Origin of the sequence: Marinifilum flexuosum, from assembly GCF_003610555.1 — a bacterium.
In the GTDB taxonomy this organism is placed as follows: Bacteria; Bacteroidota; Bacteroidia; order Bacteroidales; family Marinifilaceae; genus Marinifilum; species Marinifilum flexuosum.
Genome location: NZ_RAPQ01000008.1, coordinates 947,959 through 963,698, shown reverse-complemented (window position 1 = coordinate 963,698; position 15,740 = coordinate 947,959). Strand labels below are relative to the sequence as shown.

13 protein-coding genes are annotated in these 15,740 nt (G+C 34.6%); 3 read left to right on the top strand and 10 right to left on the bottom strand.

Features of this window, described 5'->3' with window-relative positions; all coding sequences use genetic code 11:
* Positions 1-57: 57 nt before the first annotated feature.
* The 7 genes from BXY64_RS04230 to BXY64_RS04200 form a co-directional block, all read right to left on the bottom strand.
* Positions 58-891: an FKBP-type peptidyl-prolyl cis-trans isomerase gene (locus BXY64_RS04230; RefSeq protein ID WP_120238688.1), complete on the bottom strand. Its 834-nt coding sequence runs from the start codon at positions 889-891 to the stop codon at positions 58-60.
* Between the two features lie 107 nt (positions 892-998).
* Positions 999-1,820, bottom strand: a complete 822-nt coding sequence (locus tag BXY64_RS04225) for a DUF4412 domain-containing protein (RefSeq protein ID WP_120238687.1) — start codon at positions 1,818-1,820, stop codon at positions 999-1,001.
* 351 nt (positions 1,821-2,171) lie between these two features.
* Positions 2,172-2,732, bottom strand: a complete 561-nt coding sequence (locus BXY64_RS04220) for a hypothetical protein (protein ID WP_147375889.1) — start codon at positions 2,730-2,732, stop codon at positions 2,172-2,174.
* 53 nt (positions 2,733-2,785) lie between these two features.
* Positions 2,786-3,646 (bottom strand): RDD family protein, encoded by an 861-nt coding sequence (locus BXY64_RS04215; protein WP_120238685.1) that lies wholly within the window; start codon positions 3,644-3,646, stop codon positions 2,786-2,788.
* Between the two features lie 6 nt (positions 3,647-3,652).
* Positions 3,653-4,192 (bottom strand): hypothetical protein, encoded by a 540-nt coding sequence (locus BXY64_RS04210; RefSeq protein ID WP_120238684.1) that lies wholly within the window; start codon positions 4,190-4,192, stop codon positions 3,653-3,655.
* A 10-nt stretch (positions 4,193-4,202) separates the two neighbouring features.
* A complete protein-coding gene (locus BXY64_RS04205; RefSeq protein WP_120238683.1) occupies positions 4,203-4,802 on the bottom strand; it encodes an RDD family protein in 600 nt (199 codons plus the stop codon).
* Between the two features lie 14 nt (positions 4,803-4,816).
* A complete protein-coding gene (locus BXY64_RS04200; protein WP_120238682.1) occupies positions 4,817-5,272 on the bottom strand; it encodes a hypothetical protein in 456 nt (151 codons plus the stop codon).
* 915 nt (positions 5,273-6,187) lie between these two features.
* Between BXY64_RS04200 and BXY64_RS04195 the strand changes: the two genes are divergently transcribed.
* Complete coding sequence (locus BXY64_RS04195; protein WP_147375887.1) at positions 6,188-6,931, top strand: DUF6261 family protein; 744 nt, start codon at positions 6,188-6,190, stop codon at positions 6,929-6,931.
* A gap of 806 nt (positions 6,932-7,737) precedes the next feature.
* Here BXY64_RS04195 and BXY64_RS04190 read toward each other — a convergent pair.
* From BXY64_RS04190 to BXY64_RS04180, 3 genes are all read right to left on the bottom strand, one after another.
* Complete coding sequence (locus BXY64_RS04190; protein WP_120238680.1) at positions 7,738-10,167, bottom strand: PAS domain-containing protein; 2,430 nt, start codon at positions 10,165-10,167, stop codon at positions 7,738-7,740.
* 310 nt (positions 10,168-10,477) lie between these two features.
* A complete protein-coding gene (locus BXY64_RS04185) occupies positions 10,478-11,335 on the bottom strand; it encodes a ChaN family lipoprotein (RefSeq protein ID WP_120238679.1) in 858 nt (285 codons plus the stop codon).
* Positions 11,336-11,647: 312 nt separating this feature from the next.
* A complete protein-coding gene (locus BXY64_RS04180) occupies positions 11,648-13,090 on the bottom strand; it encodes a sodium:solute symporter (protein WP_120238678.1) in 1,443 nt (480 codons plus the stop codon).
* Positions 13,091-13,198: 108 nt separating this feature from the next.
* On the opposite strand from BXY64_RS04180, the gene recR reads away from it, so the two are divergent.
* Positions 13,199-13,819, top strand: coding sequence for a recombination mediator RecR (gene recR, locus BXY64_RS04175; protein ID WP_120238677.1), 621 nt, complete (start codon positions 13,199-13,201; stop codon positions 13,817-13,819).
* A gap of 354 nt (positions 13,820-14,173) precedes the next feature.
* A complete protein-coding gene (locus tag BXY64_RS04170) occupies positions 14,174-15,484 on the top strand; it encodes a dihydrolipoamide acetyltransferase family protein (protein WP_120238676.1) in 1,311 nt (436 codons plus the stop codon).
* Positions 15,485-15,740 lie beyond the last annotated feature (256 nt).

The window sequence follows — 15,740 nt, the reverse complement described above, 5'->3', positions numbered from 1 at the left end:
CTGTCCCTTTTAGGAGACAGCCTCTTTCTCTATATTATCTGATTAAAGCAATTAAGCTTAGTTTACTTTTAATAGTTCAATTTCGAAAACCAATACCGAACCGCCAGGCATACCACTGTAATTGTAACTGCCATATCCCAAGTGTGCAGGAATAATCAACTTACCCTTTCCACCTTCTTTAAACAAAGGAATCCCTTCTTTCCATCCATCAATCACATCGCTTAGTTCAATATCAACACCTACCGAACCACTTTCACCGAATTTCGTTCCATTTAAAAAAGTGCCTTTGTATACAATTTTTACTATCGATTCATCTGTTGGTTGCGCTCCTGTTCCAGGCTCATCTACCGTATAGTATAAACCCGATTCTGTTTTTGTAGCATCCAATCCTTCCTTTTCGATGTAAGCCTGAATGTCTGCATCGTTTTTCTCAGCAATCATTTCAGGTGAATACACCTCTACTTCGAAAATAAGAACCGATCCTGCCAATATGTTGCCATGATCCTTGCTGCCATAACCCAAATGAGCAGGAATCAATAAAGTAGCTTTACCTCCTTCGTTAAGGTACGACAAGCCTTCAGCAAAACCTCTAATTACATTTTGCAGATTAAACGAAGCCAAATCATCGCCTGTTGTGTCAAACACTTCTCCGTTTGTGGTATAACCCTTGTAAGTTAACGTTACATCCGAAATCATGCTAATATTTTTTCCTGCACCCTCATCCTCAATTACGTAATACAATCCCGATTCAGATCGCGTTGCATTCAAATTGTTTTCTATTAGATAAGCGGCAATCTCCGCATCGTTTTCTTCTCTGTAGTCTTTCTCTCCATCGCTCGAACATGAGATTGCCACAAATGCCAATACCAAGGCCAGTAAATTGTACTTCATTTTTGTTGATTTTGTGTTAGAACGACAAATATAATGAAATACAGCACTTACAAAATAAAAATGCCCAAAGAGCTAATCATTTGCAAAATTTCTTCCTTGTCGATAGCCTACTCTTCCATATTCTGAAAAATATGCTCCAGACTCATCTCCTTGCAATCTGTTGGTGGCTCAAAAGTAGATGCAGGAAGGTTTTTCTCTGTCAATTCCACCACCTCATCAACAGATTTATAATCATCCTGAAAATAAACCGTTTTTAGAGGAATTCCCTTATCTTCAAGCTTCCAATATTGCTCGCTATCTTCATAATCGGTCGAGCTCACTCCCATACTCATGCTTTCGGCCAATTCTCTGAATATTTCAGGATTCCAATCCTTCTTCGAAATCATATTTTCTGCCAACCAAACCTCTTCCATCTTCTTTCCATCCGATTTTACAATGTATTTTCTGGCCGATCTTTTTACAATGGTCATCACTTCGCCAGTTCGCACAACTTCTACCACCGGTGGCTTTGTTTTTGTGCCTTGCATTTCGTTAAGCATCGGATTATTCTTTCCCATTTGCTCCATCATAGCTCTTTGTTCGGAGGTAAGGTTTTTCATTGCCTCTTTCATTTGAGCAGAATACTGATCCATTGCCTTGCCAAAAAACTCTTTCATTCTATTCTTAAAATCGTCCAGGTTTCCTTTCCAGTAAGTATTCTCCTGCACATTTACAAAGGTAAGATCGCGTGTATTTCCATTCAGAATGAAAATGTGATCCTCATCAACCATTTTAAATACATTGTTTTGCAAATACATCTCGCTCCAACCACTCTCATACTCACTGGTGGTTTTCGACTTAATAATCCATCCTGCCGATAATGGCTGATAACAAACCATCACAAACAATGCGGTAAACAACAAGGCTACTAGCAATTTTTTACGTTTCATTTTTTCGTTTTTCAAGCTTTAAAGTTAATAGTGTTGTATATGCTTCATCCGAAAATAAATGCTCCGATAAAGCCAAAGAGAGGTTGTGTTTTTGGAATATACCAACACACTATTTTCATAGTAAAAATGGCATGAGATTAAAATTAAGGAATATGGCGAAGTAAGTCAAGAAAAGGAAGGTCGGCTTTGCGATATGATAGAATTCTGAAGGTAAAAAAAGACCTGTCAGGTATGAGTCTGACAGGTCGATAAATATTTTTTATAGGGAGAGTTTAAAACCACACGAAAGGATTCGTTCGGCAGCGAGGGCATACAAGCTCTAATTAATAGACAAGCTTAATAAAATCACTCCTATAATTTTTCCTTTAATATATAGATAGAAACACTCACGTGATTATTTCTTAATGCAATTTGGTATATGTAATCATCTATGATCCAATATTGCTTTATACTTTCAAGTTTATCTTCAATCGCATTATTATAAAACTCATCCAAATTTTCAACCTCTACAGTTTCCGGACCATCAAGAGAATACAAATCAATATTGATATTGGTCTCAACAGGTAAAGTTTTAAAATGAGCATTGGCAATTCTTCTCATTCGCTCGATTGCCTCTTCTCTGCTCTCTGTTCCTTGATATCCTGCCCATATTGATATTATTGGCCAATTCTCATTTACAGTATAGCATTTCATTTCGTAAACACCTTGTTCAGTCTGAAAACCATAATAAGGTAATTTGTCATATTCCTGTACATAGAAATGTTTGTAATGATTCTCAAAATCTGATCTTGATTGCCAAATAAAATCATCCAACTCAAATAAATCGATTTCTTCGTAAATACGATTAGATTCATCGTTTGAACAGGAGTAAAACACAACGACTATTAATAATATTAGGTGATAAAGTTTCATTACACTAAAAAGAATTATTGGTTTGTGAAAGTTTTACTTTTATTACAGTATTCTTACTTATAAAATCTTTGCCTAGTATTTAAACTACCAGATTCTTTGTAAACAAATTTGATAAAGCAACAATATTGTTCTAATGGATATTTTTTTGCCAACAATTCTTTTATTTGGCTTTCCGATTGTTCAAAATCTTCATAATCTTCACGGTATTTGAAATACAGAATTCCCGCAACATACCCTCTCTCCTCACCATGAATATTGTCGTATATTTTAAAATCTGCCTCCTTTATTAAATCGTTGAGTTGTGTTGTGAAAACTGCATTTGCCTCCTCAGACTTTTGATTATTTAATGATTCTATTACATATGGAGTCTTCTCTGTTTCGTGCATTGAACTGAGATAAGAAAATGGCAAGGACATTAAAAACGAGAAACCAATAGCAATAAAAACTGATATGGTAAATTTTGGCCAATCCATTCTATTTTTTTCAGGATGCTCAACATATTCGATTCTCGTTCCTGCTATAAAATCGCCTAACCTACGCTTAGGATTAGCCAAAACAAAAACTGCCTCTAATGGCCAAAATACAATTGGTATGTTTCGCACAAAACATTTTAATGGGTTAGCTGCCTTTCCCGTTTTGATATCAACAACCTGCAGTTTAAGAATCCGCTTTGCTGCGCTTCTTCCATTAAAAATATCTTTATTAAAATAGGCCGAAAAACCAACAAAAAACATAAAAGAAGCCGATCCCATAAATATATCAGTTGGTTCATGATCAATGGTAAATACATCAAACATTGCTATAAAAATACCAGGTACGGCTATTAGCATACACACAAAAGTCATTATAAAATGATCTACTAACATTGAGGCCAATCTTAAACCTGCATTTACTCTTTCTGGTTGATTAATCATGTATTATTATTCTTTTATTAAATCGTAAAAATCATCTTTTGTATAAACACCTGGTCCAGCATGAGAACCTACTTCCATTTCGATACTTACCTTATTAATTGAATCCAATTCTGTTAAAGTAAATATGGTCTCTCCCAGAAAACAATAAGCCCCTGTTGTGCCCATCCGTTCCGATAAATACAAACCATTAATTATTCCTACACAAATGGTATCACCTCGTATTCCCTTATATTCCAAGCTACATTCCAGTTCTCTTCCATTAAGAATATTTATTAATACTTCTGGTGTTTTTTCAATTGAATCCAATTTTTTGCCCCTAATTAAATATTCTCCTTTATCCTCATTATAATCCGCTATCCAATAGGCAATATTTACATCAACAGAATCAACACAAAACTCACACTTTCCTAATTCATAATTCCATCTACCGCCCTTATCTAAACAAGAATCAATAACCATAAACTCTTTGAACCAATTCATGGCATAAAAGGCAATAATTGCAAAACCAATTATTGTTAGGGATATTATTAAAACTTTATTTCTCATACTAATTGATTTACTCTTCAACTTGCTTCACTACCATAGTACTCGACAAACGATCATGAAATCCATTTTTAGTGAACAAGTATGAGATTCTATCGAAGGGAATGATACGACAAAAAGTACGTGCAATGATATCTGACAATTCAGGAACACTTCCATCCTTCATTACAACCTTTGTTTTCATCAATATCTTGCCAACAGTAACTTGGTATTTGTATTCCAAAATAATGTAATAAAAAAAGGAGAAAACAAACAACAAAAAAGGTAAGGTGGCCTCTGCTATCATTGGATTTACTTCATCTATAAACAGAGTAGTTATGATACCTACAACAAATATATAAATCAAAAATATGGTAATAATATCAACAAGAAAATGCACAAAGCGAACCCATGATTTTACTTTTGATACTTCAAGCTTTTCACCTTCTACTTTCTTTTCCAGAATTTCTTCTTTTGTTGTCTCAACCTCATCCTTATCAATATTTCGTTTTGCCAACTCTTTTTCTGCAACTACTACAGCCGCAGGTTGATAATCTAACCTTTGTATTGTGGTAATTTTTATTAATTCTTCGTTACTTCTTTCCGACATTACCTCGGTAAAATCTTGGGTCATATTCTAATTACACTTTAATTAATTCTAATAGATTTATATTGATCTTTGATTTGTACAATAAATTCGTCGTAGCTATTTGCTTTTATAATCCTCCGAAGTGAAAAATGATACTTCTTACTTCCGACATACATTCTCATTACTTTCGAATTTCTTAATGAAATTATTACTGTATAAATGCCTAAAACAAATGGAAACAATGGAATTAAAAGTCGCTCAAGATAAATAACATGAGTATTTTCATCACCATAAAGATTCAGTATTTTAAGCAAATCATAAGCAACAAAAGCCAATAACATCACTCCTATAAACAATACCCAAGCCCAATTATTAAGATCTTTTCCCTTTGCAATGGTAATCGAATCAACATCCTCTAAATCTATAGTTTTATAGCTATATCGATTACGTAATAAATGAATTGATTTATCGGACAAACCAAATTTCTCTGCTTCGAATAAGTACTGTTCTTCCATCTAAGATTATTTCTCTTGTTTAAATTTTATTATTTATACGATCTACTTACAGACACTTTCACACTCACCAAACCTACAAAATTATAATCACTTAATCGGTTATTTTTTGCTCTTCAGCCAAATATTTTGATTCAAAACAATTATTTGGCTTCTATTATTAACATCTAAATAAGGAAATCAGCAATATGTGCAACAAATATGGCATTGTAAGCCTTGCAACGAAGATATTGCTAACGCATTTGGCATTGCAAGTTCTGTAATGGTCATAATGGTACAAAAATGAGTGTAAAAAGTGAAGAAATCACCCTTTTTGTACAAATACGAACGTTTCTTCTTTTGCAATGCGCATATTTGCACGAATAGAAGCTTTGAAAGTAAATAAATGGCCATTTTTGCGCAATTATGGCGATATATCGAATTGAAATCCTTGTTTTTGTTATCAACACGGGCTTTTCAAATCATACAAAAACCATATTTGTAGAAATACGCCTTTTTCATGTGATTCAATGTCCGTATTTGTAGCAAAACAGCTGTTACATCATTTGCAACGCGTGTTTTTCAATAAATTGGACTCATGAAGTATTTTATTTACAGTTTTGCAGTAGATAGATCTTAATAATCGGGTTTAACCCACTATCATTGGCTTTTGGCAATACCTTATCATTTATTTAACCTTACAAATAATATAGAATCAACCAAGTTAATAAATATTTTTCACTAAAACGCCTGTCAAGTTTGCTAATTTACACTTTCATACAAATCATAAATTAATTGCTAACTTTTTGTTATTGTTCAGTTTTTTATTTTATAACTTAGTTTTCGACTCAAAAAAAAATGATAGATAACTTATGTTTTCGGAAACAAGCATACTAACCAGATTCGATGTTTGTTTCTTTAACCCAAAAAACAAAAGAAATGGCAGAAAGTGTTTTTTATTATTGCGACAGCAAAGAGATTAACACCATTGCAAGTGTCGCTACTTCAGAATTGGATAAAGGCGATTGGTCAACCGACTTTATTCTTAGTATGATTCTGAGAGAATTGAAACAGGAAAATGAATTGTTAAGTCAGTCTATTGCTCATGTACATGGCGATATTCTTGCCGAAAATGTGCGCAAGGAAGACAAAATTGCTGATGATGATTTTATGTGTTTAAAGCAATTTGTTAAAGCCAACATGTACATGCCCGATGAAGACATTGCTAAATGTGCCGAGGATGTTTACGAATTAATTAAATCGCACAACCTTCAACTAAACAAGCTTAACTACGAAATGCAAATTTCGATGAGTAAAGCTTTGCTACAAAATTTAGGCAACGAAACATTTAAACCCAAAGTAGACATACTGCTAAGTGTACCCGATAGAGTAGTAAAGTTTGAGGCATCAACCGCTGCACTAACCGAAGCTTTCAAAAAATTAAGCGAAAGCAAGGCCAGCAAAGTTGATTACATCGCTCCATCGATACAGAAAAATAAGGTTCGTGGAATTTTAAACGAAAAACTTATTCCGCATTTAGAAGGGGCAAGTGCAGCTCTTCCTGAAAAGTATGCTGCCAGTTTTAAAATTATTTGTGAACGCATTGAAGAAACAAATATTAAGGTGCGTACCCGAAAAACACGCAACCAAAAAGATACTGAAGAAATAGTGTCTACTCAGTAATAATAGGTTAATACTAAAATAGAATGAGCAGATCTTCGGATCTGCTTTTTCTTTGGAATTTTTGAAGGATAAAGTATCACAAATAACTTATATAGCTACAAAATTATAATTACTTAATCTATTACTTGCTTTTCTCCTAAGCTAAATATTTTGATTTAAAACATTTATTCAGTTCCTATTATTAACATCTAAATAAAACAATCAGAAAAAGAAGTAATAGATATGGCATTAAAAGTGTTTACATGGTGATATTGTCAATAAATTTGACATTGAAAAATTTTTAATGCTTACAATTGTACAAGCATGAATTTTAAAATAGATTCAATAAACTTATTTACAGGAAAAACCACACTTTACAACTTGCAAGCTATGTGTTTACTAAATAAAAGTATAGGAGTATTTCATTTGCAATTTTGCAATCAAAAACCAGATTTTCCTTACCAATAGTGACTTTGCTAACACTCTTACCCTTTATTTAACCTTACAAATAATATACAACCAAATAAATTAATTAATACTTTTTTATACAAACGTTATAAAATTACCCAAGTCGTATTATTAAATAAATCATAAATCATTTTTTAACTTTTGGTTATTGTTTAATTTTATTTTATAACTTTGGGGCATAATTAAATTTAAAGAAAAGTAATAAAATACAGCATCTTATGTAGGCAAGTCCTAAATAAGATTTTAAAGAAGCTACAATACCCCAATAGTAGTGGTTAAATAACAATTAACACACATGAGCAAACCTTCGGGTTTGCTCTCTTTTTTTGTGCTTAAACTTACATCTAAAGCAAGGTCAATCAGCTTTTCTTAGGGCGCCCATTACCAAAATACTTGTGCAATAATGAAACCAATGCATTTTTACTAATGGGTTTGGCAAGGTAATCGTTGCATCCCGAATCTATAGCTTTTTCCCTATCGCCTGATAAGCCATAGGCAGTTTGAGCAATAATTACCACATCTTTATTAAACTTTCTGATGTTTCTGGTAGCCTCATAGCCGTTAAGTTCGGGCATTCTCATATCCATTAATATCAAATCAAAATCTGATGATTTTCTGCATGCTTCAACCACTTTTGTACCTGAGGTTACTCTTAGAATTTCACTACTATATTTTTCCATAAAATTTGTGAGTAAGGCACTCGAAACGGCATCGTCTTCGGCGATTATAATACTCAATTCCAATTCCAACAGTTCGTTATAATTTTCACCATCCTTTCCTACTTTTTTCAACTTTTCTTCTTCCGATAATATTTGATATGGAATGGTAAAATAAAAGGTAGAACCAAATCCCTCTTCGCTATCAAGCCAGATCTTACCTCCAAGCATATCTATATACGATTTGGTAATTGATAACCCCAACCCAACTCCTTGCCTATCGATTTCCTCAATATTTTCGGCTTGAACAAAACGATCGAAAATTGCCCCCATTCGATGCTTTGGAACCCCATGTCCAGTGTCTCTTACAAAAAACTCCAGCTCCTTGTCTTTCTTCAAATACCCAAATTCAATAATGCCCATTTTGGTACATTTAATTGCATTCTTAACCAGGTTTGTTAAAATGGCAAATAACTTTTCGCGATCGGTTGTAACCAAGGCTTCGTCCCAAGGCAATTCATTATGAAACTGCAGCATCAATCCCTTCTCTTCCACTTCGCGTTTAAAGAAAGTGTAGATATATTCCACTTGTTCATTTACATTCGAATCACTCAATTCCAATTCCATCGACCCCGATTCTATTTTAGAAATATCGATAATATCATTAATGATATTTAGCATTCGCGTGCCACTTTTTCCGATGATGTCAATGTATTTCTCTTTCTTTACACTTTTTATTTTAGGAGTTTTAAGCAATTCTGCAAAACCTAAAATACCGTTCATCGGTGTTCGTATTTCATGACTCATATTAGCCAAAAAAGCCGATTTTAATCGATCACTCTCTTCCGCCTTATTTTTGGCTTTTATTAATTCAGCTTCTGTTCTTTTCCTGTTGGTGATATCAGATACTGATCCTGCCATGCGTACTGGTTTTCCATTTTCATCTCGCACCGACTCCCCACGGGCAAACAACCAAACATACTCCCCGTTCTTTTTCTTCATCCGAAATTCCACCTCGTAAGTATCATTCTTTTCAAAGTGATTGGTAAGTACTTCCAACACGTTTCCCGAATCTTCGGGATGCATCCACTTTATCCAGTTCGAAATTCTAGCCTCAACTTCACCAGGTTTGTATCCCAGTATTTCATACATTCTATCCGACCACCAATACAAATCGCTATCCAAATCATTCCAATCCCAAATGGCATCATTAGATCCTTTTACGGCCAAGGCAAAACGTTCCTCACTACATCTCAATTTTTTTAATGATACTTTCTCTTTTGTGATATCACTGGAATTGTACAGAACAAATTTCGTTTCATCTTCCGAACTGTGAATGGGAATGTATGTTGTCTCCGAATAGTATGGCGCGTTATTAAGAACAATCTTTTCGGTATATGATATTTTCTTGTCAGTATCGATTACTTTCTGATAGTTGTTCAATGTGTAGTTACAAATCTTTTCATCAAGACCAAGAATATCAAGAACCAGATCTTTTAAATCCTTACTTACAATCTCTTGCTCTGATAAAAGAATTCCAAATTGATTCAATTTTTTTAGGAAAGATTTGTTTACCGCTACAACTTTAAACTTCCCATGACTTACATATTCCGATAAAACTTGAATATCCTGAGTATGATTAAACACTGCAGACAAATAATTCTTGCTGTCTTTTAATTTTGCTTTGGCTTTGTTTCGCTCTGTTACATCAACATGCGTACCCACAATTCTAATCGCCTCTCTCCGATTATTAAAAACGGCTTCGGCTCGCGAAAGTATATCTACCCAATGTCCATCCTTGTGCTTCATTTTAAATTCGATAACAAAGCGATCAATTTCCTTTGCAATCAACTTCTTTTGTAAATGCCAACATTTCTCAACATCTTCAGGAACTGTCAATTTTTCCCAAACGGAAAAATCATTTGGAAGCTCAAAGTCTTCATATCCCAACATTTTTTTCCAGCCCGGAGAGTAATAAATCGAATTGGTTTTAAGATTCCAGTCAAACAACCCATCATTAGAGGCCTTCATCGCAAGTTGAAATCTTTCTTCACTCTCCTCTAATCTTTTATATGCATCTATTAATTTAGGGTCTTGAATTCTTAATTGCTTTTTATCAGCTTTTGCAAACATGTCCTTAAGTATAGTGCCAGTTACTATTAATTTTGTTTCCACAAAGATTATCAACACAAAAGTGTTGAATCTCTAAAATTAGAAGGGTATAGATCGGTAGCTAATCTTTATCGTATTTTTAATATAATAATAAAAATTAGTTTTTGGAATACATTTTAGGCATAATATTCATATTTACAGATATATATCTACAAATAAAATGTAAAATAACTGGTTTTATAGCTCAGAACACATTTAAGAAAAGAGATATACCAATTCGCATACCCATTTGATTATTCGAAACTTACTAACAACTAATATTCTAAACCATTTAATAAGTTTTGGTCATATCCTCAGGAACAACTATACAATAAGTATTCTTCCCTTTCAGTATTGGATTCATTTTACGGATATTTTTGGCTGTTGCAGTGTATATGCTTACAATTTTTAAATCAGGATTGGCTTGTTTTAAATACCAGATAATACCCTCGTAGTTATTCGAATGATAAGCTCCATTGTAATGAATAAACTGCTGTCCTTGGCTCCAGTTCTCCAATATAAAATGTGCCATACTAGCATCTTTTATGGCTTGTGCTTTGGGAAAATTATCCAGCATATCGGCACTCATGTGCATGCTCATTTTTTTCATAGCTTTATAGCCTGGTAATTCGGCATCATATTTCACAGGAAGTGGCGCAATCCAGCTTTTTTCCTGATCGCTTAATTGCTCCAGAGCTTCAAAACCACCTCTAAAAACCATAGATGCATATCGGCGCGGAATATTACTGGCTACAAAATGCAAATTGTGTTTTTTGGCAAAATCAAGCAATGGTTTATAATCAGTTTTGTAATTCTTCCACAAACGCGTGGTATCCATAAAGCTCTCCTCATCCATCTCTCTTTTTACATACTTGCTCACAAATTCCTGATTATCCGCCTCGAACATCTCGGCTCCCAACACCAATTTTTCACCTTTTAGTTGATACAGATCTTTGGTAACCTGCAATTCCAACCAATGCGAAATGGGATTGTTGTGCAACTCTCCAAACAACACAATATCCGCATCAGCAATTTGTTTTATCATTTTCTGATATCGAATAGGCTTGCCATTCTCTTTAAATAATCGATAGGTAGGATTTCCATTGCTAAAACCCATTAAGATAAAAGCCAGAATAATAAGTCTTTTCATGAGTGTGATTTTTGAGTTGCTATCTAAGATAAGAAAATATCATTAAGCTCCCTGAGTTAAAGCTCAGAACAATTCAGATCACAAAACAGGCAATACCAATATCCAATAATGATAGAAATTGTATTAATAATGTCTTTACTAAACCACGCAATAAACATCAAAACACTTTTGTGTAAAAATTATTTTCTCTTTGTGCCCCCCCCTCTCCCTGTCGGGATCTCCCCTGAAAGGGAGAAATTTAACTTGATAGATCCAAAGAATTAATTTCCAAAGCGGTGTTCTTTTCTCCTTTAGGAGAAAGATAGAATGGGGTTACTTATTTTTCAAACTAATCCCCCACAATCCAAAGAAAGTCAATGCACCATTAATCATCAACAATTCAAATCCAATGGTAATACCGAACCAATCCATCGAATTGTCTTTAAGTATGTAGCAAATGACAGGAGAAAGAATGGCGATTACAGGAACCAGTTTGTCTTTTACTTGCAGTTTGGTGAACAAACCAAAGGCATAAAGTCCCAAAAGCGGACCGTAAGTATAACCAGCCACTGTAAAAATGGCTGCAATTACTGAATCGTCGTTTATTGCCCTAAATATCATGATTACAACCAACAATAATGCTGAAAATAACAGGTGCGATCGGCGGCGTAATTTTCTGGTCCTTGCCTCGTCGCCCTCATCAGCATCTAAAATATCAACGGTAAATGATGTAGTAAGTGATGTTAAAGCCGAATCGGCACTTGAGTAGGCTGCAGCCATTAATCCCACCAAAAAGAAAAGGCTAACTACAGGACCGAGATGTTGGGTTGCCAACAGCGGGAACAAATCATCGCCACGCTCAGGAATTGGAATCCCTTCGTGCTGGGCAAAAATCAATAACAAAGCCCCTAAAATAAGGAACAGTAAATTGGCAGGAATAAAGGCAAATCCGTACCAATACATGTTCTTTTTGGCTTCGCCCAGGTTTTTACAACTCAGGTTCTTCTGCATCATATCTTGATCCAAACCAGTCATCACAATTGTAATAAAAGCTCCGGTAAAAAACTGCTTGAAGAAATTTTGTTTGCTCTGCCAGTCATCAAATACAAATACTTGCGAATATTCGCTTTCGCCGATCATGCTAGTCAATCCCGAAATATTCAGGTTCAGTTTATCCATGATCAGAAAAATACTAACTCCAACTGCAAGTAGCATGAATAAGGTTTGTAAGGTATCAGTCCACACAATGGTTTTAATTCCTCCTTTAAAGGTGTACAGCCAAATCAACAGAATAGTAATAACTACGGTAACTGCAAATGGAACGCCCCAGGTATCGAATACCGTTATCTGCAAAACATTGGCCATTAAAAACAAGCGGAACGATGCACCAATGGTTCTTGATAACAAGAAAAAAGAGGCTCCTGTTTTATAGGAAGTCCTACCAAATCGTCCATCCAAGTAGGTGTAAATGGATGTCAGATTCAATTTGTAATACAGTGGTAAAAGAATATTGGCCACCACAATGTATCCCAACATATAGCCCAATACCATTTGCATATAGGTAAAATCGATGGATTTTACCCAACCTGGTACCGATATAAAAGTAACGCCCGATAAGGATGCTCCAACCATACCAAAGGCCACTACATACCATGGCGATTGTTTATTCCCTACAAAAAAGCCTTTGTTATCAGCCTTGCGACCAGTAAAATAGGATATTAATAAAAGAAGGGCAAAATACCCAACAACAACAGATAGTATGGTAATTGGTGTCACAGTTGATTTTTTTTAAAAATGAAAATCAAAAATAATCAAAGCAATCAGCTTTCAGAAACCTGACAGGTTTTTTATTACTTTTGAGCTAAACTTAGAATTGAAGACAAAATGAGCTATACCAACTTCCCATCTAAATTATTGGAAAATGCAGTTGCCGAATTTTCTAAACTTCCAGGTATAGGAAGAAAAACTGCATTGCGCCTGGTTTTGCACTTGCTAAATCAGCCAAAGGAAGACGTGCATCGTTTTGGCTCATCAATTACTCAACTTCGCGATGAAATAAAGCATTGCAGATCTTGCTATAATATTTCAGATACCGACGTGTGTGATATTTGTGCAAACCCAAAGCGCGACCATGAAACCATTTGTGTAGTTGAAAGCATTCGCGATGTAATGTCGATAGAACGAACTCAGCAATACAATGGAATTTATCATGTTTTGGGTGGAATTATATCTCCCATGGATGGAATAGGTCCGAGCGATTTGCAAATTGCTCCTTTAATTGCCAAAGCTGATGAAGGCAAAATGCAAGAAGTAATCCTTGCCTTAAGTACAACCATGGAAGGCGACACCACCAACTTTTACCTGTACAAAAAACTGAATAAGTTTGATGTAAAAATCACGACCATTGCACGAGGTGTATCCATTGGCGATGAATTGGAATATACTGATGAAATTACTTTGGGAAGATCAATTCTACATCGCACACCTTTCGATCAGAATTTGTAAGCAGTTAGCAGTTAGCAGTTAGCAGTTAGCAGTTAGCAGTTAGCAGTTAGCAGTTAGCAGTTAGCAGTTAGCAGTTAGCAGTTAGCGCAAAGTTCGGAAGAAGATGCAATGCACACAAACATCTGGCCCACTTTATACTTTATACTTTATACTTTATACTTGAAGCTTTAAATTCTATCTATCTCCTTATCGATAAATTGTATCTTCGGATACGTTTGTCTTTTTCTTCAATTTTATTAAATTCGCATAGTATTTAGACTAAATAAACACAATCAATTAAACACTATGCCCGATTTCTATGTAAATATTCATCGGGATTGCCTAACTTAATGGGTATCAAAAAAACAATTACACATGGCTAAAATTGAAATATTGATTCCAGCAATGGGGGAAGGAATCACAGAAGCAACCATTACGCAGTTTCTAAAAAAAGAAGGAGACCTGGTTGAAGAAGAAGAATCGATTATCGAAATTGCTACCGACAAAGTTGACTCGGAAATTCCAGCACCTCAATCGGGGAAAATCGCAAAATTCTTATTCGCTGAAGGTGATGTTGCCCAGGTTGGCGATGTGATTGCCATTATAGTTCCTGATGGCGATGAATTAGGCGATGAAGAACTTGTAAGCTCTGAACCAGCAAAGGTGGAAGAAGAAATAGTTTTTGAATTACCTAAAGAAAAAGCTACTGTTGAAACTGAAGCAAAACTAGCAAGTAAAACTGAAAATGGTTCGTTTATCTCTCCTTTGGTTCGTAAAATTGCACAGGAAGAAAATGTAAGTTTACAAGAATTAAATCAAATTGAAGGTTCAGGTGAAAACAAGCGTATCACTAAAAAAGATATTCTTCAATTCATCGAAAGCAAAAGATCACAAGCTGTAGTTTCGGAACCTATAGTTGCTCCACTAAGATCTGCGCCCGCTCCTGCTCCGTTTTCACATCAATCATACAATGGTGAAAATGTTGAAATCATTGAGATGGACAGAATGCGTAAGCTTATTGCACAATACATGGTTCAATCGAAACAGATTTCGCCTCACGTAACTTCATTCATTGATGTTGATGTTACTGGACTTGTGAAATGGAGAAATAAAATAAAGAATGAATTCCTACAAAAAGAAGGTCAGAAACTAACCTTCACTCCTATTTTTGTTGAGGCAGTTACAAAAGCTTTGAAAGATTACCCTATGGTTAATGTTTCGGTGGATGGAGATAAAATTATCCGCAAGAAATTCATAAACATTGGAATGGCAACAGCTTTGCCTAGCGGAAATTTAATTGTGCCAGTAATAAAATCGGCTGATGAGAAAAACCTTGTGGGAATTACCAAGCAAGTGAATGATTTAGCTGATCGTGCCAGAGTCAACAAATTACAACCGGATGAAATTCAAGGAAGTACTTTCACAATTACCAACTTAGGTGCATTTGGAAGTACAACAGGTACTCCTATTATCAACCAGCCCGAAGTAGCAATTCTTGCAGTTGGTGCAATTAAAAAGAAGCCTGCTGTTATTGAAACTCCTCAGGGCGACACTATTGGAATCAGAAACATTATGGTTCTTTCTTTATCCTACGATCACAGAGTTGTTGATGGAGCCCTTGGTGGAATGTTCCTAAAGCGAGTTGCTGAATACCTTGAGAATTTTGATATGAATAGAAATATATAGTTGAATTTTTAATGTCAAATTGAGCCGTTGAATCTTATTCTTCGGCTTTTTTTGTGTTTTATAAATAGATATGCCTAAATAATGTTACATTTTTATTTATTTTGTCTATTTATTGCAGAATTATATAATTACATTTATAAAAAGGAAAATAAACCTGATAGAAAGAAAGTTTTTATTAACAATTCCATCTTTTTTATCAGATTCTCTGGCGTTATTAACGTATAAAAGTTATATTTAGTTATTGTTAATTAGTTTA